At 57.8% G+C, this 21,757-nt stretch carries 19 protein-coding genes; 11 read left to right on the forward strand and 8 right to left on the reverse strand.

From position 1 onward, the window contains the following. Positions 1–8: 8 nt before the first annotated feature. Positions 9–1,154: an ABC transporter substrate-binding protein gene (locus FH975_RS09290; RefSeq protein ID WP_162321127.1), complete on the reverse strand. Its 1,146-nt coding sequence runs from the start codon at positions 1,152–1,154 to the stop codon at positions 9–11. 269 nt (positions 1,155–1,423) lie between these two features. On the opposite strand from FH975_RS09290, the gene FH975_RS09295 reads away from it, so the two are divergent. The 11 genes from FH975_RS09295 (at position 1,424) to FH975_RS09345 (ending at position 13,868) form a co-directional block, all read left to right on the forward strand. Next, a complete protein-coding gene (locus FH975_RS09295; RefSeq protein WP_162321128.1) occupies positions 1,424–2,938 on the forward strand; it encodes a GMC family oxidoreductase in 1,515 nt (504 codons plus the stop codon). Continuing rightward, complete coding sequence (locus FH975_RS09300) at positions 2,938–4,422, forward strand: aldehyde dehydrogenase family protein (RefSeq protein WP_162321129.1); 1,485 nt, start codon at positions 2,938–2,940, stop codon at positions 4,420–4,422. The genes FH975_RS09295 and FH975_RS09300 overlap by 1 nt, the downstream gene beginning before the upstream one ends. A gap of 14 nt (positions 4,423–4,436) precedes the next feature. Continuing rightward, positions 4,437–4,961, forward strand: a complete 525-nt coding sequence (locus FH975_RS09305; protein WP_162321130.1) for a MarR family winged helix-turn-helix transcriptional regulator — start codon at positions 4,437–4,439, stop codon at positions 4,959–4,961. 87 nt (positions 4,962–5,048) lie between these two features. Next, entirely contained in the window at positions 5,049–6,323 is a 1,275-nt protein-coding gene (locus tag FH975_RS09310; RefSeq protein WP_162321131.1) for a GAF domain-containing sensor histidine kinase, read from the forward strand. Beyond that, positions 6,320–7,033 (forward strand): response regulator, encoded by a 714-nt coding sequence (locus tag FH975_RS09315; protein ID WP_235928623.1) that lies wholly within the window; start codon positions 6,320–6,322, stop codon positions 7,031–7,033. Before FH975_RS09310 ends, FH975_RS09315 begins: the two co-directional genes overlap by 4 nt. 163 nt (positions 7,034–7,196) lie before the next feature. Then, the gene (locus FH975_RS09320) at positions 7,197–8,057 is read left to right on the forward strand and encodes a methylenetetrahydrofolate reductase (RefSeq protein ID WP_162321132.1); all 861 of its coding nucleotides are present in this window, start codon (positions 7,197–7,199) and stop codon (positions 8,055–8,057) included. A 70-nt stretch (positions 8,058–8,127) separates the two neighbouring features. Then, positions 8,128–9,006 (forward strand): formyltetrahydrofolate deformylase, encoded by an 879-nt coding sequence (purU, locus tag FH975_RS09325; protein ID WP_162321192.1) that lies wholly within the window; start codon positions 8,128–8,130, stop codon positions 9,004–9,006. Positions 9,007–9,080: 74 nt separating this feature from the next. Beyond that, entirely contained in the window at positions 9,081–9,926 is an 846-nt protein-coding gene (locus tag FH975_RS09330; protein WP_162321133.1) for a bifunctional 5,10-methylenetetrahydrofolate dehydrogenase/5,10-methenyltetrahydrofolate cyclohydrolase, read from the forward strand. Positions 9,927–9,998: 72 nt separating this feature from the next. Continuing rightward, positions 9,999–11,405: a vanillate/3-O-methylgallate O-demethylase gene (ligM, locus tag FH975_RS09335; RefSeq protein ID WP_162321134.1), complete on the forward strand. Its 1,407-nt coding sequence runs from the start codon at positions 9,999–10,001 to the stop codon at positions 11,403–11,405. A gap of 199 nt (positions 11,406–11,604) precedes the next feature. After that, positions 11,605–12,204 (forward strand): GTP cyclohydrolase I FolE, encoded by a 600-nt coding sequence (folE, locus tag FH975_RS09340; RefSeq protein WP_162321193.1) that lies wholly within the window; start codon positions 11,605–11,607, stop codon positions 12,202–12,204. Between the two features lie 68 nt (positions 12,205–12,272). Continuing rightward, positions 12,273–13,868: an anthranilate synthase component I family protein gene (locus FH975_RS09345; protein WP_162321135.1), complete on the forward strand. Its 1,596-nt coding sequence runs from the start codon at positions 12,273–12,275 to the stop codon at positions 13,866–13,868. Between the two features lie 4 nt (positions 13,869–13,872). On the opposite strand, the gene FH975_RS09350 is transcribed toward FH975_RS09345, so the two are convergent. From FH975_RS09350 to FH975_RS09380, 7 genes are all read right to left on the reverse strand, one after another. Further along, positions 13,873–15,366, reverse strand: coding sequence for an aldehyde dehydrogenase family protein (locus FH975_RS09350; RefSeq protein WP_162321136.1), 1,494 nt, complete (start codon positions 15,364–15,366; stop codon positions 13,873–13,875). Between the two features lie 18 nt (positions 15,367–15,384). Further along, complete coding sequence (locus FH975_RS09355; RefSeq protein WP_162321137.1) at positions 15,385–15,921, reverse strand: nuclear transport factor 2 family protein; 537 nt, start codon at positions 15,919–15,921, stop codon at positions 15,385–15,387. After that, positions 15,918–16,916 (reverse strand): ABC transporter ATP-binding protein, encoded by a 999-nt coding sequence (locus FH975_RS09360; RefSeq protein ID WP_162321194.1) that lies wholly within the window; start codon positions 16,914–16,916, stop codon positions 15,918–15,920. Before FH975_RS09360 ends, FH975_RS09355 begins: the two co-directional genes overlap by 4 nt. A gap of 2 nt (positions 16,917–16,918) precedes the next feature. Further along, positions 16,919–17,914, reverse strand: coding sequence for an ABC transporter ATP-binding protein (locus tag FH975_RS09365; protein ID WP_202923153.1), 996 nt, complete (start codon positions 17,912–17,914; stop codon positions 16,919–16,921). Positions 17,915–18,046: 132 nt separating this feature from the next. Next, complete coding sequence (locus tag FH975_RS09370) at positions 18,047–18,805, reverse strand: ABC transporter permease (RefSeq protein ID WP_162321138.1); 759 nt, start codon at positions 18,803–18,805, stop codon at positions 18,047–18,049. A gap of 6 nt (positions 18,806–18,811) precedes the next feature. Beyond that, positions 18,812–19,744, reverse strand: coding sequence for an ABC transporter permease (locus tag FH975_RS09375; protein ID WP_202923154.1), 933 nt, complete (start codon positions 19,742–19,744; stop codon positions 18,812–18,814). Positions 19,745–19,812: 68 nt separating this feature from the next. Continuing rightward, positions 19,813–21,471, reverse strand: coding sequence for an ABC transporter substrate-binding protein (locus FH975_RS09380; RefSeq protein WP_162321140.1), 1,659 nt, complete (start codon positions 21,469–21,471; stop codon positions 19,813–19,815). Positions 21,472–21,757 lie beyond the last annotated feature (286 nt).

The raw sequence follows: 21,757 nt of genomic DNA on the forward strand, positions 1-21,757 counted from the left end.
TCTCAATGTCAGTCCGTGGCCGTGATCTCTTGGAACAGGTCCTGGTTGGCAGCTATCTCTTCACGGAGCTGGCTCTGAGAGGGAAGACTGACGAAATCAATATCCTCTAAATTGGGCCAACCGTAGGGAGACTCCAGCGACTCGTGAGGAACTAACGGGAAGTTTCCGGAGATCATTACCTGCTCCTGGGCTTCCAGTGTGTAGATGTAGTTCAGGTACAACTGAGCAGCTTCTCTATTTGGGGCGTTGTCAGCCAGCATCCACTTCTCTGTCGCCACCACGGGGTTCTCCAAGAAGTGAATATCGACGGGAGCGCCACTCTCTTGGGCATTTCTTAGAGATGTTGCCGCCGAGCTGATATCAGCAGCGTACTCTCCGGAGCTCACGGACTGGAGTCCAAGCTGGTCCTGAGCAACGATTCGAGACTGATCGGCCACGGTCCGCAGCCAGTCCTCATCGACAGCATCACCCTGCAGCAGAATGGTGAGCACAGTCTGCATGCCACCAGGCACCGCCGGTGTCATCATGGTCAGCTGTCCGTCCCACTCTGGATCAGCGAGGTCCTCCCAGGTCTCCGGAAGATCGGACTCTTCAAGCACCTCAGTGTTGTAACCGAAGGAGAACAGCAGAGCCCATGGAGCGTGATAGAAGCCTTCGGGATCCTCGAATTGGGACTCGTGGATTTGTCCTTCAGCCCATTCAGGAGTCTCGTAGGTGCTGGGCCGGAATTCTTCCGCAAAACCCTGCTCGGCATATCGATCCGCGTTGGGATTGGAAATAATGTCCGCCACATGCTGGCCAGTCTCGCGTTCCGCGTTCATAGTGGTCTCCAAATCAGCGCCCACTAAGGTTTCGGGGACAACAGTCAACCCGGGGAAACGCTCTTCAAAGCCTTCGTAGATGGCGAGGAACTCATCGTGATGGCCCGCATATATAGTGACGTCGGTTTCGCCCGACTCTGTGGCAGCCTCGTAGAGTTCAGTGAGTTCAGCTTCCTGATCGTCAGTTAGCTCCAGTGCGTCGAGGTCGAGCTCCTCTTCAGACTGCTCGGCACCCGGAGAGGCATCGTCACCTCCGCATGCCGTCAGGGTCAGCAGGCCAGTGAGGACGACGCCGGCAGCGGCTTTAGTGGGGGAAAGGGGGGAATGCGTCATTGCTCTTCCTATCATCAGGGCGATCGGCACGTTGCCCGGTCTTACTTAGAGTGACGGGTATCACGTTTATTTGTCAATAGATGTACCTAATGAGAGTTCGACTTGCTACCAAAGTATTCCTCGTGAGTTGCTATGACGGGAAATTATGCGGGCTGTAGTGACGTGGGCCTCATTTGAGGCGTACACTGTTTGACATTTACTAGGCGCAGTTCAGGAAGTGAAATGTCTAACTTCCCCGAGAGCCGAAGAGATCTGGGAGACCACACACTATGCACGGCTGGGATTACATCATTGTCGGCGGCGGCTCAGCCGGAGCGCTCATTGCTGCTCGTCTGAGCGAAGACCCTGAGTGCTCCGTGCTGCTGCTGGAGGCTGGACCCGACTATCGCGCGGCGGAAACCCCCAAAGAGTTCCGGGACCGGACCAAAGGTCTCGGTCTCACATTGGCCCCTCCCCCCAACGACAAGAATCCCGAGTTCTATTGGCACGGCACTACTGCCACTCGCGCCAAGGGGCAGGAGCCGTTCCCTTATCGCAGAGGGCGGGGACTCGGTGGCAGCTCAACGGTGAACGGACTGTATGCCATTCGCGGGATCGCGGATGACTTTCGGGCCTGGGAGGCGTTAGGGGCCGAGGGCTGGGGCCCCGAGACCATGCTGGAGAGTTTCTGTGCCATTGAAGCGGATCTCGACTTCGGGCAGGAGCCCTATCACGGCTCTGAGGGGCCCACGCCGGTTTACCGAGAGCCCGAGTCAGGGTGGGGTGGCGTGGATCTAGCGGTTCGTGATGCCGCTCTGGCTGCTGGATACCCTTGGCACCCAGATCACAATGCCCCTGGCAGTTCGGGAGTTTCCCCCACCGCTATGAATATTCGCAACGGCCTCCGGGTCTCTACGAATCACGCCTATCTGGAACCGGCGCGTGATCGTCCCAACCTTGCAATTGTTGGCGAGACGCATGTCGACAAGGTTATCTTCGAGAAGGATCGCGCTGTCGGTGTGGTCACCGCACATCAGCAGGAGTATCGCACACGCGGAGAGGTCATTCTCTCGGCGGGCGCCACAGCTTCACCTGCCATCCTTATGCGGTCCGGGATCGGCCGTGCCGAGAGTCTTGAACCCCATGGCATTGACCATCGGATCGATCTTCCGGTAGGCAGAAACGCGCAGGATCACTGCGTGACCTTTGTGGAAGTCCCCGTCACTCCTGGAGCCCAGTCTTCGGTCGGACACCGACCGACCAATATTGTGGTGCGCTACTCCTCCGGTTTAGGTCGGGAAAACGACATGATGCTCATGGCCACTAACCACAACTACTGGTTCGGCCAAGATACAGCAGGCATAGCAGTCTCTCTCCAGTCACCCGAATCCCGAGGGTTCATGGAACTGAGCTCAGCGGACCCGCTTGTCGAACCGCATTTCGAACTTCAGTTTCTCGATGACCGACGCGACCTCGACCGTATGCGAGACGGGCTCACGCGAGCTCGTGCGCTCATGCGCCACGAGTCTTTCGGCAGGATCACCACTGGTGAGCCAACTTCGCCCGTCGACGATATGGAAATCTTGGCTTCAGTCAAAGACACCATGCACCTGACATCTACCGCACGCATGGGCGCCGAAACCGACCCCGATGCCGTTGTGGATCCGTTTTGCCGGGTATACGGCACTCGAGGGGTTCGGGTTGTGGATGCTTCCGTCATGCCTACAGTCCCCAGTGCGAATACATACCTCACCGTCCTAGCTCTGGCTGAAAACTTCGTACGACAGTTGGAAGGAACCCACTGATGAACATGCAGCACGCGGCCACTCCTGAACGAGCCCACCAGTTGGCTGCGGATGCTGCCACCCAGGGACTCCATCTCATTGGCGGAGAGTTGGTGCCCGGAACAACACCCGCCACCATCCGCGCTCCCTGGGATCTCTCGCTAAGCGTTGAGTACCAGGCTGTCGGGGCTGAAGCAGCTAGACGAGCCATTGCCGCTGCTTCGAACGCATTCGCAGCTGATACGGGGGATCGCGAGCTCCGTCAGCGCGTTCTCCTAGCTATGGCTGAACGTGCCGAGGCCATCGAGGAAGAGCTCGCAATGATCATCTCGTTCGAAAATGGCAAGTTGTTGCGCTCCGCCCGCATGGAGGCAACAGCGGTGAGCATGTCGTTTCGGTATTGGGCTCATTCCGCACCGCAAAACGAGGTGCTCAGCTCCGATGAATTGCACGTCACCGAACTGCAGCGCAAACCCCTGGGAGTGGTAGTCGCCATCACCCCGTTCAATATGCCGGTGCTCATGATGGCCAACAAGATCGGTGCCGCACTCACCACAGGGAACACCGTGGTGGCCAAGCCTTCACCTGCCACTCCCCTGGCGGCACTTCGATTGGCCCGTGCAATCGCCGATGTAGTCCCTGAGGGGTGGGTCAATATCATCGCTGGCACGGAGGATACCGGACCGGTGCTGTCGGAATCACCGGAGGTCGCTCTCGTCTCCTTCACCGGCAGTGTGCCGGTCGGCAGAACAATTATGGCAAGCGCTGCTAGTTCTTTGACCCGCGTTCAGCTAGAGCTCGGCGGCAATGATCCGGCAATAATCGGTCCCGACGCGGACCTGGACACGGTAGTGCCCAAGATTTTCACTAGTGCTTTCGGTTCTAGCGGGCAGGCTTGCGTGGCTGCTAAACGTGTCTATGCACCCGAGGGTGTGGCCGGCGACGTCACCAACCGTCTGGTTGCACTGGCCCGAGAGACGAAGATTGGCCATCCCTTTGATCCAGAGGCCACAGCCCCAGTGCTGACCACCAGGGCACAGTACGAAAAAATCGAACTGATGCTGGAGGAGGCGCACTCCGCTGCAGAGGTAGTTTTCGAGGGTAAACGCGACAGCGCCCGGGGTTATTATGTCCATCCGTCAATCGTCGTTTCGGCGCGGCCCGGCGCATCTGTAGTGGACGATGAACAGTTTGGTCCGATTCTTCCGGTGGTGCCCTACTCCTCGACCCAAGAAGTCATCGAAATGGCCAACAGCACGCCATTTGGGCTCGGTGCCACGGTCTGGTCGCCGGATCAGACGTTCCTCGACACCGTGGTTCCACGGCTGCACGCCGGGACAGTCTGGGTCAATGGGCTCGGCAGGCCCAGTCCTGCGGTTCCGTTCGGCGGGGCTAAACAGAGTGGTATCGGGCGCGAAGGGGGCAGACCGGGCCTCGATGATATGTCGGAATTAGTGACTGTCACCCACTACACCACTTCCGAGACAGCGGCGTCGTCTGCATGACTATACTTCCGAACATGAGCGCTGAAAAGGACTTTCTCAGACCTCCGTTTCCCACCTTTGTCGACTTGCTGGCAGACAAAGTTGCTGAGGAAGGCATTGATGAGGATTCGGTGGTGCCTCGTGTTGGTTTGATGTTCCGCAAACTTCACCAGCTGATGGATGACGACGGAAATCAGCGAGTTCACCGTCCAGGTGGATGGTCCAGGTCGGACTTTCGCATCTGTATAGCTCTGTGGACGCTGGGACCTATCCCATCCCGCCGCATCACCGAGGTGACAAATATGGGCCGGGCGACAGTCTCCGCAGCACTTAATCGACTTAGCTCGGCTGACATGGTGACAAAAGAACCGTTCGCTGGAGATCTTCGATCTGTCATGGTTCGCCTGACTCCTAAGGGCGAAACCTCGATACGCGAGAGCTACGCAGGGCATCTCCAGGTGGAGCATGAATGGTTCGACGTGCTGACCGATATTGAAAAGCAAGTCCTGATGATGCTTTTAAGCAAGGTAATGCTTCATCGTGGACCCAAAAAATTATAATATATCATGTTATCTAATTCATTAGATGCAATCAGAGTAAAGCAAATCCCGTGAAGTCCTGATGTCAGGATAGTATATTGACTGTTAATGTGCTCTAAATCACCGGGATGGGGAGAGGTTGAGGCAACCCTCCAACGAGAACGCCGTGCTGCTGCGGTCGCTCGCACCGCCGCGCGGGTTGCGGGTGAGCGGTCTCTCCCTGCGACGCTCCGAGCATTGGCCCACGAGATACTCCAAGTGGATGGCCTGGCCGCAGTCCAAGTGTTCACCAACGAGCACTCGGGGGACAAGCTCCACATGCTGGGTATCGCGGGCTTTCCAGGTTCCGCGCGCAGCGTCTTCTTCTCCCGACTGATGGAATGCAAACGGCGTGGAGCGGACCTCAGAATGCTGGAGGCTTTCCACACTGGTCGACCAGTAGTGATCCCTCATCGTTACGAGGCAGTCATGAATAACCCCGCATGGCAACCCTTGCACGAATACCACCGGTACCCCGTGTGGGACTCATTTGCGTCTATCCCGATCAAGGTTCGAGAGAGCACGATCGGGATTCTGAATGCATTCTTTGCGCCTGGAAAAGATGTTGATCAGGACAGTTTCGATTTCTTACTGTCCATGGCTGAACAAGCAGGCCTGGCCATAGACTATGCGTTTCTATTGGAACAGGAACGCAACGCCATCCAACGTGAGGAGCGCCAGCGGCTGGCAAGGGACCTCCATGACTCGGTCGTGCAAAACGTTTTCTCCATGAGAATGCTCACTCAGACTTTGAAGGTTCTCAGCAACGGCGACCGACCCGAGCATCTAGAGCGGATCCAGGAGATCACCACGGACCTCGAAGGCATCAGCGAGTCGGTACTCAAAGACCTCCGAGGCCTCGTGACGCAGCTCAGGCCGACGGCCGTCAGCGGCGCGGGTCTCCGGGACTCGTTAAATAAACTCACATCCAGCATCCACCGACAGACTGGGGTGAGCTTCGACATAACCCTCGGCTACATCACAGATGAGATCGAAGGGGAGTTCGCTGAGGACATTTATCACGTAATCGCTGAGGCCGTTCACAACGCAGTCAAGCACTCGTCGGCAGAGCGGGTAACTATCAGCCTCGACGTCGATCCCCGGCGAACCATTCAGTTATATGTCCGGGACGATGGCGGCGGCCTCAAGCGGTCCCCGAGCGCTGAGTCGATTCAACCAGAGGAGGGGAATGGATTGACGTTCATGCGACAACGTGTGGAGCGCTGGCAAGGCGTGTTGTTTGTGGATTTTGACTTTGGGGGCATAGGAACTCTGGTTCGCGTTGAACTCCCCTACCAAAAGGCGTCGCCAGAGCTTGGGCGAACAGACTCCCGGGAGGCATGATGAGTGACACGGACCAGGAAGGACCAGCGCCGAGGGGACTCTCCGTCGAAAGAGCGGAGGAGAGCCTTCGGGTTCTGATCGTCGACGACCATGCGGTTGCGCGGCGCGGAATCGCCGCGTACTTGGATGTGCTGGATGACATCGTAGCGATCGGTGAGGCTTCTGACGGCAGGGAAGCTCTGCTTCTCCTGGCCGAACTAGAAACGTATGGCAACCTTCCTGACATTGTCCTGCTGGACTTGGTCATGCCTCGACTAGACGGCATGAGCACGATGAAAGAGATCCGGCGTAAGCATCCGGCGCTAAAAGTTGTCGTGTTGACTAGTTTCGACGAGGTAGAGCGGCTCAACACCATGTTGGAGCTGGGCGCGGTGGGCTATCTTCTGAAGGATGCAGGGCCGTTGGAGGTCGCCTCAGCTATACGGGCCGCGGCGCGCGACGAGGTGTTCATCGACTCGGCCATGACCAAGAAACTCACACAGGCGATGGCTGTGCCATCGGGGGTGTCTGCGCTAACCGAGAGAGAACGTACCGTGCTCATACTGGTGGGGCAGGGGCGCTCCAATCGCGAGATTGCCCAGGAACTCAACATTTCCGAGCGAACGGCTCGCACCCATGTGTCCAACATGCTGGCCAAACTGAATGTGAGGTCCCGCACGCAGGCCGCTTTGATCGCAGTGAAGGCTGGCATGGTTCCACCCTTGACATAACCGCTGCCGATCCGGCGACCCCGCCCGGTGAGAAGGTCAAGAACCGAGACAAATGCCTCGGACGCAGTTGCGTCACCTGCTCTATTGAGTGGCGCAGGTCACCTCGTAGGATGTTTCGCAGAGCAAAATTATGCCTGCCCATTACCTACCCTGAGGAAGTCTCATGGCCAGTACAATCGCCCGCGGAGATGAGGAGAAGAGAGTTCTCGCTTCTCTCGTGGCAAACATCAGCTATGAAGTGATGCCGTTCAAGTCCGTCAAGGAAAAAATTGTGGCGGAGGTTCCGGTTGAGGTGCCGCTGACAGTCACGGCGACGGGGGGCAAGGGACTTGAGCCCACGCTCGAAACCAGTATTTTTCTGCGCGAGAAGGGCTATACGGTTGCCCCGCATGTGCCCGCGCGGCTGGTGACTGGCCCTGAGGAGCTGGACACCCTGACCTCCCGTCTCGAGGCTGCGGGGATCGACAGAATCTTCGTCGTCGGAGGTGACGCTGAAGAGCCGGCTGGCGAGTTCACTGACGCCCTGGGCTTGCTGCGGAGCCTGCGCGAACGGGGCCACCATTTCACCGACGTTGGCGTCGGTGGTTATCCCGAGGGACACGCGAAGTTTCCGCTGAGCGACATTGATCGGGCATTGGATGACAAGGCCGACTTTGCGGATCGGGTGATTACTCAGATCTGCTTCAACCCGGACACAGTCACCTCTTGGGCCTCGGAGATCAGTAATCGCGGTGTGCACCTTCCGGTCTACGCAGGGATGCCTGGCCCGGTAAGTCGTCAGAAACTGATGCGAATATCCGCTGGTCTGGGATTGGGCCAGTCAGCTAACTTCCTAACGAAGCAGCAGAACATGTTCTGGAAGTTTTTCAGCCCCTCAGGCTATAAGCCAACCAAGTTGATCCGTGGGCTCGTCCAGAATCTTGCTCAGTCAGAGTCGACCGTCACCGGATTCCATATTTTCACCTTCAACGACTTGGCGAGAACCGAAGCGTGGCGACGCGACCTTCTCTCCCAGACTCAATAAACCGGATCTCACAGGAGTACTAGTGAAAACACCTACTGCCTCGAATCCCGAGAGCACGGCCCCACTGTCTTTGGGGGCTGCAAAGGTTGACCCTGCGTTGGACGACAGTGCTCGTCTCATTGTGCAGGGCACTGACAGATCAGGGATCGTCTCGCGAATCACGAGCACACTCGCTGAGGCCGGGGCGAACATCTCCTCTCTGGACCAACACACTTCAGACCCGGAAGGTGGGCGATTCTTCCAACGGACGGTCTTCACCATTCCCCAACTCACCACCCGCATAGATGAGCTCCGAGCACAGCTATCAGTGGCTTTGGAGGATTTTGGTATGGAGTGGCAGCTCATTGAGGCCAAGAGGCGCAAGCGCGTGGCCGTCTTCGCCTCGAAGTCTGATCATTGCTTGCTTGACCTCCTGTGGAGACAACGCCGTGGTGAGCTCCCCGTCAACATCACGATGGTGATTTCGAACCACCCCGATCTCAGCGACGACGTCCGAGCCTTCGGCATCCCTTATTTCTACGTTCCTGTAGACAAGGAGAGACGTGAGGAGGCAGAGAGCCGCCACCTTGAATTACTGCTCAACAACGTGGATCTAGTGGTGCTGGCTCGCTACATGCAGATACTCAGCGAGATCTTCATCGACAGCGTTGGAGTACCCGTCATTAACATCCACCATTCCTTTCTCCCCGCATTCATCGGCGCTGGACCATACCGAAAGGCCAAAGAACGAGGGGTGAAGCTGATTGGGGCTACTGCACACTACGTGACCAAAGACCTCGACGAAGGCCCGATCATTTCCCAGGACGTTGTTTCTGTCACGCATAAGGACAGCACCGAAGAACTGCAGCGACGCGGAGCCGACGTTGAGCGCAGGGTGCTCTCTAACGCGGTCAAGGCCCACTGCGAAGATCGGGTGCTCCGCGATGGCAACATCACCATCGTCTTCTAGTCCGACCAGAACTTCGGCATCACCTACCCCATCCAGCGCCTGAAACGTCCCCCGAAGCGAAGGAACACCGTCTCATGACTGCTCGTACTTTAGATGGCAGAGCGACTGCAAAGACCATCATGGAGAGTTTGCACCAGGAGATAGGCCACATACGGACTTCGACGGGAAAAACCCCAACCCTGGCCACGGTCATCGTCGGCGACGACCCGGCCTCGCACACCTACGTGCGAATGAAGGTCAACCGCAGCCACCAGGTGGGCATCGAACCTCGACTTATTCAGCTTCCCAAAGACTCCACCACTGAACGAGTCGTCGAAGAGGTCAGTGCGCTTTCAGAAGATCCAGAGGTAGACGGGATCCTCGTCCAACATCCCGCACCGCCCCAAGTCGACGAGGAAAAGGCCTTCGAAGCTATAGACCCACGCAAGGACGTGGATGGCGTGACGAGCAGTTCGCTAGCGTCCATGGCTTTTGGCGGTGAGGGCTTTCGGTCAGCAACTCCAGGAGGAATTATGCGGTTGCTGGAGAGCTACGACATCTCGGTCGCCGGAAAGGACGTCGTCGTGATCGGGCGGAGTCGAATACTGGGTATTCCTATGGGGCTCTTGATGCTGGCGGAAAATGCCACCGTCACGTACTGCCACTCCAAGACCTCTGATCTTGCTCAGAAAGTGGCGGCGGCTGACGTCGTCGTCGCTGCCGCCGGGCGGCCCGAACTTGTCAGAGGCGACTGGATCGCACCTGGTGCCGTTGTGGTAGATGCGGGGTACGCAGACAATACAGGTGATGTCGAATACGCTCCCGCAGCCGAGCGCGCCAGTTGGATTACCCCGGTCCCAGGCGGTGTAGGCCCCATGACTATCGCCTGCCTACTCGAACAGACTCTCCTGGCACACAAACGACGCAATCATCTCCCGTAACGCTCAACGTCACCCAACCCATTTACGAAAGCATCAGAGAAATTTCAATTTCCCTCCTATGAAAGGAAAAACATGTCGCATAAGTCCCTGCAAGATGTGTTGAACGAATCCAGCAACGTCATAGACCATCTCCGCAACGCCCAAGTAGGCGCCTACGTCTACCCCGTGGTCGCCTCAGAGTTCAGCAACTGGCGCAGCGAAGTGCAAGCATGGCGAGACAGCGCTGTGCTCTTTGACCAGACCCACCATATGGACAATCTGTTGGTCAGAGGCAAAGACGCCCTGAAGCTGATCTCGGACACCGCCATCAACTCGGTGGAGAACTTCCCCGTCGGCAAGGCAAAACAGTACGTGCCGGTGACTCCATACGGGCATGTCATCGGTGACGGAATCCTCTTCCGCGATGCCGAGGATGAGTTCACCTATGTTGGACGCAGCCCTGCTGCGAACTGGCTCCTCTTCCAAGCTGAGAAAGGCGGCTACGATGCTGATCTCACCATCGACCGGCGTTCGCCTTCTCGTCCGATGGGCAAATCGGTGACCCGGAAGCTATGGCGACTGCAAATCCAAGGACCTCGTGCATGGGAAGTCATCGAGAAGGTCAATGGCGGCCCGGTGGAGAAGCTCAAGTTCTTCAACATGGGGTGGATGAACGTTGGCGGGAAGCAGGTGCGAACCCTGCGCCACGGCATGGCGGGTGCACCGGGACTGGAACTTTGGGGCCCGTACGAGGACTACGACTTCATCCGAGAGACTATCTTGGAGGCCGGTGCCGAACTGGGCATTCAGCCAGCAGGTTCTCGAGCCTACCCCTCCAATACTCTGGAGTCGGGCTGGATCCCTTCACCACTGCCCGGAATCTATTCGGGCGATGAGCTCGCCGACTACCGTAAGTGGTTGGGGGCCGACAGCTATGAGGCGAATTCTACGATCGCGGGCTCCTACGTACCAGACTCCATCGAGGGGTACTACACGACACCTTGGGAACTGGGATACGGCTCGTTCATCAAGTTCGACCACGACTTCATCGGTGCCGATGCGCTGAAACAGATGAATGTCGACTCACAGCGTAAGAAGGTAACTCTGGCATGGAGCGGTGACGACCTGGCTACCGTTCACGCATCCATGTACCAGAAGGACGGTCTTCCTTATAAGTTCTTCGACCTGCCGTTGGCCAACTACGGCGCGTCAAACTTTGACTCTGTGGTCGATGAGTCAGGCAAAGTGCGCGGATTGTCGATGTACACCGGATACAGCTGGAATGAGAAGCGCGGCTTGTCATTGGCGATTGTGGATCCGGACGTCGAAATCGGCTCCCAGCTCCAAGTCGTTTGGGGTGAGCCAGACGGCGGAACCAGGAAACCAGCCGTGGAGCCTCACCGCCAGTACAACGTCAACGTGGACGTCAGCCCGGTGCCGTACTCCGAGGTGGTCCGCGAGTCCTACACCGAAGGTGGCTGGCGGAAGAAAGCGAGCTAGACGCTCCTCGCCTGTGCGGAAGGCAGGGGTCGGCGCGCTTCCAGATGCGGCGATTGACGCGTCTGGAAAGTACGCCGACCCTTGCGTTTCCGGGTCTCTCGGGACCTGTGTGCTGAGAGCGTTGAAGTTGATGCGCATGAGATCACCGCAGAATCTGTCCTACGCCGAAGTGTGAGGAGAATCCTTTGTGAATGACTTGATGGCTCTGGAATCGGATCGGAACCAACAGGGGGCCGGTATAGATCTGTTGCGGATTGAAGCCGCGGTGGGTGAGATCTTGCGTGCGATCGGCGAGGACCCCGACCGTGACGGGCTGCGCGGAACTCCGGGCCGGGTAGCGCGGATGTACGAGGAGGTTTTCAAGGGACTGGGCCAGACTCCGAACGAATTGCTGGAGACCACGTTCGATATCGGACACGAGGAGCTTGTTTTAGTCCGCGATGTGTCCTTCTACTCGATGTGCGAACACCACCTGGTACCATTCCTGGGCTTGGCTCATATCGGCTATATCCCCTCGCCTGAGGGCAGAGTCACCGGGCTCAGCAAGCTGGCCCGGCTTGTTGATCTCTTTGCCAGGCGACCGCAGATTCAGGAGCAGCTGACCACCCAGATCGCCGACGCCCTGATGACGCACCTGCAACCCCAGGGTGCCATTGTTGTGATCGAGGCAGAGCACATGTGCATGTCCATGCGCGGTGTCGCCAAGCAGGGAGCCAAAACAATCACTTCAGCTGTTCGAGGGCAACTCCGTGACGCAGCGACCCGTGCAGAAGCGATGAGCCTGATCCTGCACCACTAGGCGTAGCAAGGTATGCACGAATAAGCCTGCGGTCGCCGAACGTATCAGGAGCGCGAGTCATCCGAATCATGCATACACTCAACGACCACGCAGCGGAACAATCGCACCGCCTTTACCGCAAAGTTTTCGACGTGGGATGCCAGGAAGATCTCGCCATCGAGGTCTTCGCTCAACTTGCCAGGGCTCATCCTCAAGCCCCCGCTTGTTTGATGGACTCCTCAGACCACGCCCGCACACTGCGTCCTGAGCGCAGCAAGTACAGCATCCTGGCATTCTCCCTGGGAGAGCACTCCGCTGAGGTCCATCATTGGGCCGGAGCGACACGGCAAATCACTCCCACGAGTTGTTCTCTACAGAAGATGCCCTTCTTCGAGTGGCTTCGACGCAATTGGGCAATCACTGAACCAAACCTCTCCCAACCGAACTCCCCGTCTGACGTCTCTCGTCCTGTGCTTGGCCAGTGGCACCCGAATACTGCGCCGTTTGCCTTGGGTTGGGTGGGGTGGCTGGGCTACGAGCTCAAGCGAGAGCGAGGGTCACCCGATGGTGCTGCTTCGCAACCTGACCCTTTGTGCCCTCCATATGACGCACAACTCTTCCGCGTCACCCACGCACTGGTGCTAGACCACCGGACCGGCACCGCGGAACTGCAATCCTGGGGCAGAGACCGGCAGTGGGAGGAGCGCGTCACGGAAGCATTTGCTGCCGCAGAGTCCAGCGTGCAGAACGCATTTCCCGACGTGGACAACTCCGCTGACCGTTCCACAGGAATTTTCAACGCGTCGGCAGATGCGCACCTCCACCTGCGAGACACCAAGAAAGATTATCTGGACAAAATCCTCGCCGCTCAGACTCACATCGCCGAAGGCAATTCTTACGAGATCTGCCTCACCACGTCAGTGAGCGGGCCACTGTTAGGCGAAGCAGATGGCATCGAAGTGTTTCGCCGAATTCGGCGGGAAAATCGAACTCCATTCACCCAGTACCTCCGGTTCGATGGGGTCGAAATTTTGTCCACCTCACCGGAGCGGTTTCTCAGTATTGACGCCTCAGGTACCGCTCGCTCTGAGCCGATCAAAGGTACTCGACCCCGCAGCACTAATCCAGAGGTTGACGAGGCCCTCCTGCAGGATCTGAGGACACACCCGAAGGACCGAGCAGAGAATGTCATGATCACCGATCTGGTGCGCAACGACCTTTCGGTCCACGCGGTGCCCGGCACTCTTCGCACTGAACGGCTCTGTGCCGTTGAGACCTATCCAACCGTTCATCAGCTGGTCTCTACGGTGAGCGCTCGCACCACTGCGGGAACTCACCCGGCTGATGTAGTTGCCGCGGCGTTCCCGCCGGGTTCGATGACGGGGGCACCAAAGATCTCAACTATGAACATTCTTGAGGAGCTCGAGACCGGGCGGCGCGGACCTTACTCCGGTGTTGCTGGCTATTTCAGCTCATCCGGGGCCATGGACCTGTCGGTGCTTATTCGCACAGTGGTGCTCACCCGGCGTGAGGAGGATGACGGTACTGTCTACCGAGATTTTCACCTAGGAGTGGGCGGAGCCATCACAGCCGATTCGATACCCGAGAACGAATGGGAGGAAGTCCGCACCAAGTCGCTCGGGATTCTCAACGCATTGGGCACTCAGTTCCCAGAATCTGCCTGAGGCGTCAAAGCCCCACGAAAACGGACTTCAGTTCGGTGTACGCTTCAACGCCTGTCCGCGCATTTTCTCGCCCCCAGCCGGATTGCTTGAAACCTCCGAAAGGCATCGAGTAGTCAACACCCAGTGGTGTATTCACGCGGACGGTTCCTGCCTTGAGCCGGCGGGCAAGCCGGTGAGCGCGGCTTATGTCGCGCGTCCAGACAGCGGCCGAGAGCCCATAGTCGGTGTCGTTGCCGCGGTCAGCCAGCGAATCGACTGTGTCGGCCTCGTCGAACGGCGCCGCGCACAGGACCGGGCCGAAGATCTCCTCCCGCACCACACGCATCCGGTGAGAGGTATTGACGAACACTGTGGGTTCCACGAAGTGGCCGGGGCCATCGATTCTGCCTCCCCCGATGACGACCTCGGCACCTTCTTCACGACCACTGTCGACGTAGCTCAGCACCCGGTTGCGCTGCCCGTCCGAAATCACCGGGCCTATATCCGTCTCCGGTTCCATCCCGTTGCCAACACGCAACGCACGGGCATATTCTGCGATGCCTTCAATGACTCTGTCGAATACATTTTGGTCAACGTAGAGACGTGAGCCAGCAGCACAAATCTGACCTGTGTGACCGAAGATGCCGTTTGCAGCAGCGGGGATGGCCTTGTCCAAGTCGGCGTCATCAAAAATGAAAGTGGGGGACTTACCTCCCAGTTCTAGACTCACCCGCTTAAAGTTCCCCGCAGCGGCGCTAATGATTTTCTTTCCCGTAGCAGTGGAACCAGTGAAGGAAATCTTGTCAATACCGGAATGTTCGATGAGTCGCTGGCCGGCTAGTTCACCTGTACCGGTGACAAGGTTGATCACGCCCGGCGGGAACCCGACTTCCTCGGCCAGCTGGACAAGGCGCAGAGCACTCAGCGAAGTGAGCTCAGCTGGCTTGAGGACCACCATGCAACCGGCAGCCAGTGCTGGGGCCAGCTTGTTGACCGCCATGAGCAGCGGACTGTTCCAAGGAACGATGAGTCCCACCACCCCGATCGGTTCTCGCAAGGTGTAGGCCAGCCACTCCCCCGGTTGCGACGGTGTCGAAGTGTCACCCACAAGCTTAGTCGCCCACCCCGCGTAGTACCGCAGGCTCTCCACCGCCCCAACGAGCGCCCGTTGTCGCGCACTAGAGAGAGGCATGCCGTTGTCGAGACTCTCTATTATTGCCATCTCGTCTCCGTGCGCCTCGAGCACATCCGCCAAACGAAGCAACAGCCGAGTGCGTTCGGCAGGAGCGGCTGAAGACCAACGGCCGTCGTCGAAGGCCTTGCGCGCAGCTTCCACAGCTCGGTCCACATCGTCGGGGCCGCCCGCTGCGATTTCACTCAGTACGATCTCTGATGCTGGATTCTCAGTGGTGAACGACTCTCCCCGAAGTGGCTCAACCCACTTGCCACCAATAAACAACATGTGCGGGCTTCCAAGAAAGCCCATCACCCGGGGATCCTCCGTTGGCATCTTTTCCATGGTGAGTGCCTCTCCTAGCTACTGCCGTGTTCCCGGTGAATGCGGCGGGCGGTCAACAGCGTCTACGCCGGTTTGACCAATTGAGACATCCGTCCACATCCGGATCTGCAGCAGCGAGATTCGCCAGTGCAGGTCTCGCTGCGTGTACAACGCATGCCAAGTGCCCACGCGAAAAGATGAGCCTGTTGGCCAGTAAGGGCGGTGAAACTCATGCCGCAACACCACACAATAAGCGTTCAGTTGAATCTCCTCTGGTCCCTTACGCTCCATAAGCATCGTGTTCAGTTGGTGCTGGTGCCCCCACGTCTGAGTCTCTCGCCCTTTGAAATCCCGAATGAACTCCCGAATTCCCTCGTGGCCTTCGAAGCGACCAGGAGTTCCGTCGCGCTTGGGATGCTCCAACACCCCGTCTGGCCAGAATCGACCGAGGTATTCCTCTAAGTTCCCGGAGTCAAAGGCCCACGAATAGCGCGCCACTTGGTCTTGAATAGAGAGTCGATCTTCAACTGAAATTTCTTCAAAGTCAGACGTTGCAGGGAATCCCACGGGGTTCATACGTGAGGCCTCTCATTATTCGGTAGGTCTGGGTCCACGACTGGGTGGTGGCAGGCGACTTGATGTTCGGTTCTGACCTCTTGCAGAACCGGTTCCTGCTCAGCGCATATTGCGGTCGCACGCGGGCAGCGGGTTCGGAACCGGCATCCGGAGGGCGGGTTCAGCGGCGATGGAACCTCACCCTTGAGTTCCAGGCCGCTTGGTGGGCGCACAACGTCGCCAACTGTTGGCGCGGAATCCAGCAAAATATTCGTATAGGGGTGGGCGGCATGGCGATAGACAGAATCCGCATCCCCGATTTCCACAATGCGTCCCAGATACATCACGGCTACACGGTCACTAATGCTGTTGACTACAGCCAAATCATGGGAGATGAAGAGCATCGAAAGGTCGTAAGTCCTCCGAGTCTCTTCCAACAGATTGAGAATCTGCGCCTGAATGGACACATCGAGTGAGGCAACAGGTTCATCACAGATGAGCATGGTGGGGTTGACCACGATCGCTCGTGCAATAGCAATGCGCTGGCACTGTCCGCCGGAGAACTCGCGGGGGCGGCGCTCTCCATTGGCCGGGTCCAGGCCCACCTGACGCATAGCGACTTCTACCCGTTTCTGGCGTTCCTCCTTAGGCACGCCTGCAATGACCAGCCCTTCGGCAATAATGTCTTTGATTTTTCTACGGGGATTCAGAGCAGAAATTGGATCCTGGAAAATAATCTGTAAACGACGCCGTATATCCCGTAGTGAGCTGCCGGTGACGCTTGTTAAGTCCGTGCCTTCGAACTCCACTGAGCCTGAGGTGGGTGGCGGCAATTGCATGATGGCTTTGCCTGTGGTTGATTTACCACACCCTGACTCTCCTACCAGGGCGAGAACCTCTCCGGGACGGACCTCGAAGCTGATTCCGGACACCGCCTGCACCGTTCCCCCCCTGGTAGGGAACGTACACTCAAGATTCACCACACGCAGTGGCACTCGGTTCTCGGCTTTCGTCATAGTCACGAAAGAAGCTCCTTACTCCTTGACGGGTTTGCGCAGGCGAACCAGTGGAGTTCGTCCTCGGCGCTCCTCATGGGCGGCATCGCTTCGGTGCACGCGTCGATTTCGTGAGCGCATCGGGGAGCGAAGGGGCAGCCCGTCGAAAGCGCCGCTAGGTTGGGGGGCTTGCCTTCAATAGCCGCGAGGTGACTGTGCTTCGGTGTGTCGAACCGGGGAATTGCTTGAAGCAATGCCTCAGTGTAGCGATGCCGATGGTCCGAGAAGAGTCGATCTGTGGGGGACTTTTCCACGATGCGCCCGGCGTACATCACGGCGACGTCGTCGCATCGGTCAGACACCACGCCGAGGTCGTGGCTGACAAGAATCATCGCCATCTGTCGGTCTGTCTGAATTGATTTCACCAGGTCGAGAATCTGCCGCTGGACGGTCACATCGAGAGCAGTGGTGGCTTCGTCGGCGATCAAGAGATCGGGTTCACATGCTAGTGCCATAGCAATCGTGACCCGTTGCCTCATGCCTCCGGAGAATTCGTGCGGATAACTGCGGTGGCGCTTGGCTGGCTCTGGAATACCCACCAACTCCAGGAGGTCGATCGCACGTTTCCGGGCCTGCTGCCGGCTGAGGCCTAGATGCTTCTCAGCAGCCTCTCCCACTTGTCTGCCAATACGTACCACCGGGTTCAGGGACGTCATCGGGTCTTGGAAGACCATTCCGATGCGCTTTCCCCACACGCGTCGTGCGGCTTTCTTAGGGAGCGTGAGGAGATCTTGGCCAGCGAAATTAATCTCGCCCTCAAGTCTCGCGTGAGGTGGGCTGATCCCCATGATCGAGCGTGCGAACATCGACTTCCCTGAGCCCGATTCGCCCACCAGCCCAAGGGTCTGCCCCTTCTCCAGGGACACGTCAACCCCTGACAGCACCTGCACCTCCCCACGTGGAGTGGGAATGACACACCTCAAGCCTCTGACGTCCAGCAGCGGTGAAGACTCACTCACAATTTGACCTCCCCAATATCCAGATAGCTTCTTAACTTGTCGCCAATCGTGTTGGAGGCAAAAACCGTGAGGAACATGACGACGGAGGGAATGAGAACCAGTCGGGGAGAATTCGCGAGAACATCCTTGCCTTCAGCAATAGCTCCCCCCCCAGCTGGGCTGCGGCGCAGGAATTCCGAAGCCGAGGAAACTCAGCGAACCTTCGACCACGATCACGATGGCAATCGATGCTGCCACCAGCGACACCAAAGGAACAAAGGTATTTGGCAGCAGCTCGCGGATGAGTATTCGGGGAACGCGGGCCCCCAAGGCTTTGGCGGCGGTGACATACTCGCGATTCACCTGGGCTAGGGCGTTTGCTTTGACCAGGCGAATGAACGCCGGCGTGGCGACGATCCCTAGCGCTGTGGCGAGGCTGAGTATCGAAGCCGGCAGCACAGCAACTAAGGCAAGGAGAAGCACCAGCGCGGGGAATGCAAGCACGCTGGCCGCGACAATCTCAATCACCCGTTCCACGACACCACGCAGGTACGCCGCCAACAGGCCGAGGATCAACCCCATGACTAATGCCATGCCTGTGGCGAGAAAGGCGACTGTCAACGACACACGTGCGCCATAGATGACGCGGGAGAGAGTGCTGCGCCCGAGCATGTCGGTTCCCAAAACCTCAGGCCAGGATCCTAGCGGCTCCAGTCGCTCCCCTGATGTATCAGCGAAGTCCCGGAGCGGCAAGACCGGCGCAAGGATGGCTGCCAGCACCAGTGCCACCATCCACCCCACCGCGAGCCAAAAGATGACTGTTTGAGATCTAGACCCCGCGCTTTGGGGCTTCTTCGGCAATCGCCCTGGTCTGGGCGAAGTCGGTGAGGTCATGGGCTCAGAGACACTCATGGATAACTACCTCAGTTTCACTCTTGGATCGACCACGGAGTACAGGACGTCAACAGTGCTGTTGATGAGTACATAGAAAATGGCGATAAGCACCACAGATGCTTGAATCACGGGGATGTCCAGCGTGGTGACCGAGTTGACCAGTAGTTGGCCCAACCCCGGGATACTGAAGAAGTACTCGACGATGACTGAGCCCCCCAGCAGTCTGCCCACAGAGAGCCCCACCATAGCCATCAGGGAGAACAGCGACGGCCGCAGTGCGTGCCTCAGCATGATGTAACCGGTCCCCAAACCCTTTGAACGCGCAGCGAGGATGTAGTCCTCCCGAAGGGTCGTCCCGAGGTCGCCGCGCAATATTCGGTAGAAGAACCCCGTCTCCAGCATCGCCATGGTGATGACCGGCAACGCCATGTAATAGAGGTTGCGTCCTAGACCGTCACGCAGCGGGCTGTAGCCGGCCACCGGCGACCATCCCAGCACCAGCGCGAAGATGAAGACGAGGACGACGGCGGCGACGAACGGCGGCACTGACATTGACGCACTCGCCAGTGCCGCCATCATCCGATCGAATTTGCTTCCCTCCTTCACTGCGGCCACAAGGGCCAGAATGATGGCAAAGACGACAGCCAGGACCAGGGACATAGCCGTCAGTTGGATAGTCACGGGTAGTCGCGCTGTAATTTCGGCCAAGACCGGTCGAGACGTGACCAGTGAATTACCAAAATCCCCCGTGAGCGCTCCGAAGAGCCACGTCACGTATCGCTCATAGAAGGGTCGATCAAAGCCATATTCGGTATTGATACGTTCTACCTGTTCAGGGGTGGCTCCCAGCCCAAGTACTGTGACTGCGGGGTCCCCTGGTAGCAGATCTATGAGTAATGTCGTGGCCAAAGTGACCAACAGCAGCACGGGCAAAAGATACAGAAGCTTCTCTGCCACCGCGCGTAATATCACCATAACCGCTTATCCCTGGTTGTCGTCGTTGAAAATCAGTCCGCCGTTTGGGCTCAGTCGGTCCGGTACAACTCTTGGTATCGTGCCGTTCCTTCCTCGAACAGCTCGATACCTTCAAGTTCTGGGATGTGCGTGACGACTAGCTCGGTATTCCCAAAGGGCAGCCAGGGCAACTCCTCGAGGTAGAGGTCAAACACTTCACTCAGAGCGTCGCGTTGGTCCTCAACCTCCGATTCGGCGCGCACCGCGTCAAGAAGCTCGTCCATCTCGTCAGAACTGTAGTTGGAGATGTTGTTGACACCGCCGGTACGCAGCAGCTGGTCGATTCCTGGTGATGGTGAGTTGACGAACATAGAGCCTGGGCGAATCGCGAGATCGAATTCACCGCGGAATGCTACTTGCTCCTCGAAGTTGGGTAGCGGGATGATGTCGAGGTTGACGGTGACGTTCTCGTAGGCGCCCAGCTCTGACTGAATGAGCTCAGCAGAGCGAGTGCCGCCCGCACCTCCGGCAACAATGGAGAACTCGACTGGACTGCCCTCCTCGGCCAGTTCGTCAAATAGACGTTGAGCCTCATCGGGGTCTTGCGAGGGCAGGGCGAAGTCCACGTCATAGAATGGCGAATCCTCAGCGAAGAGACTGTCCGGTGAAGTGGAACCCTCTTCTGGCTCATTTGCATACGCAATGTCTTCCAGATCGAGGGCTAGAGCTATCGCCTCCCGTGCACGCGGATCGTCGAAGGGAGCTCGAGCGGTATTGAAGAACATCGACCGCGAGCCGCCCACGTCGAAACTTGGTAGCTGCATGTCGGTCCCAGCGATCCACTCCTCAGCACCCATCGCGTTGGCAATGAAGAGATCAGTGTTCTGAGAAGAAACGGTGTCCCGCTGCTGTTGACGGTCACCGATCACTTGGATGGTGAGTTGGTCGAGGTACGGTTTGCCTTCGTCCCAATAGTTCTCATTAGGGGTATATACATAATGCGAACCGGACACAGCTTCAGAGAGCACAAACGGTCCGGCGCCCACTGGGTCGTCCGTGAACACGTCCGGATTCTCATCCATGGCTGTCGGCGACACAATGAACGTCAATTGGCTGGCGACAACCCGGTCCAAGAAGAAGTCCGGTTCCTCGGTGGTGAGCTCGAGGGTGAGTTCATCAATGACCTCAGATTCGAAGCTCTGAGCAGCGGGCGCGCTGACCGCCGACGTCTCTGGGTCGGCCAAGCGATCCCAGTTCGTTTTAACGGCCTCAGCATCGAATGCGGTGCCGTCGCTGAACTCTACTCCGTCTCGCAGCGTCAATTCCCAGACGGTACCGTCCTCATTGGGGGTCATCGATTCGGCAAGACCAGGTTCAACTTCTCCGGACTCGACGTTGGAATACAGCAGCTGACCGTACACCGCGCTGAACGGCGATGCGCTAAGCGTCGGATTCATGTTCGGAAGCCGAGCGGGGTCCCAAGTACTGGTGTCAACACTGATCACCTGGGTGACTTCACCACCCGAGACCGGTTCGCCATTACTTGCGTCGTCTTCGCCATTGGCACTGTCATCTTGGTCTGTCTCCGCGCCCTGGTCGTCCCCATCCGCATCACCTCCACAGGAGGCCAAAGCGAAGGGAACAGTCAGAGCTCCCAACAGTGCGAGGTACTTTCGATGGCCCATTGGGCTTGAGAAAATTTTGGGTTGGCCAAATGTAGGTGATGACATCGTTGTCTCCTCTAGGTGTTTTTAGACGGCCGCAGAACGAGTGCTTGCCGCTACTCCCTCACTGCACCATGAGTGTGTCTGGGATCACATTGAGTTGTCAAGCGTTTGTCGTCTTAATTGGCAAAATTGGCGATTCAGCACCATCGTTCGCCGAAAGTCCCCTGATTTGTCGTAAATACTTGGGTACTACCGAAGAAAATGTATGTATATCAGTTGACAATTTTTGACGCTCGCCAAACCTTCAGCGGCGTCGGGTGCCTGACTGCTCCTCAGTAATCTAGGCAGA

It is taken from the genome of Nesterenkonia haasae (assembly GCF_010119385.1).
GTDB classification, from domain to species: Bacteria; Actinomycetota; Actinomycetes; order Actinomycetales; family Micrococcaceae; genus Nesterenkonia; species Nesterenkonia haasae.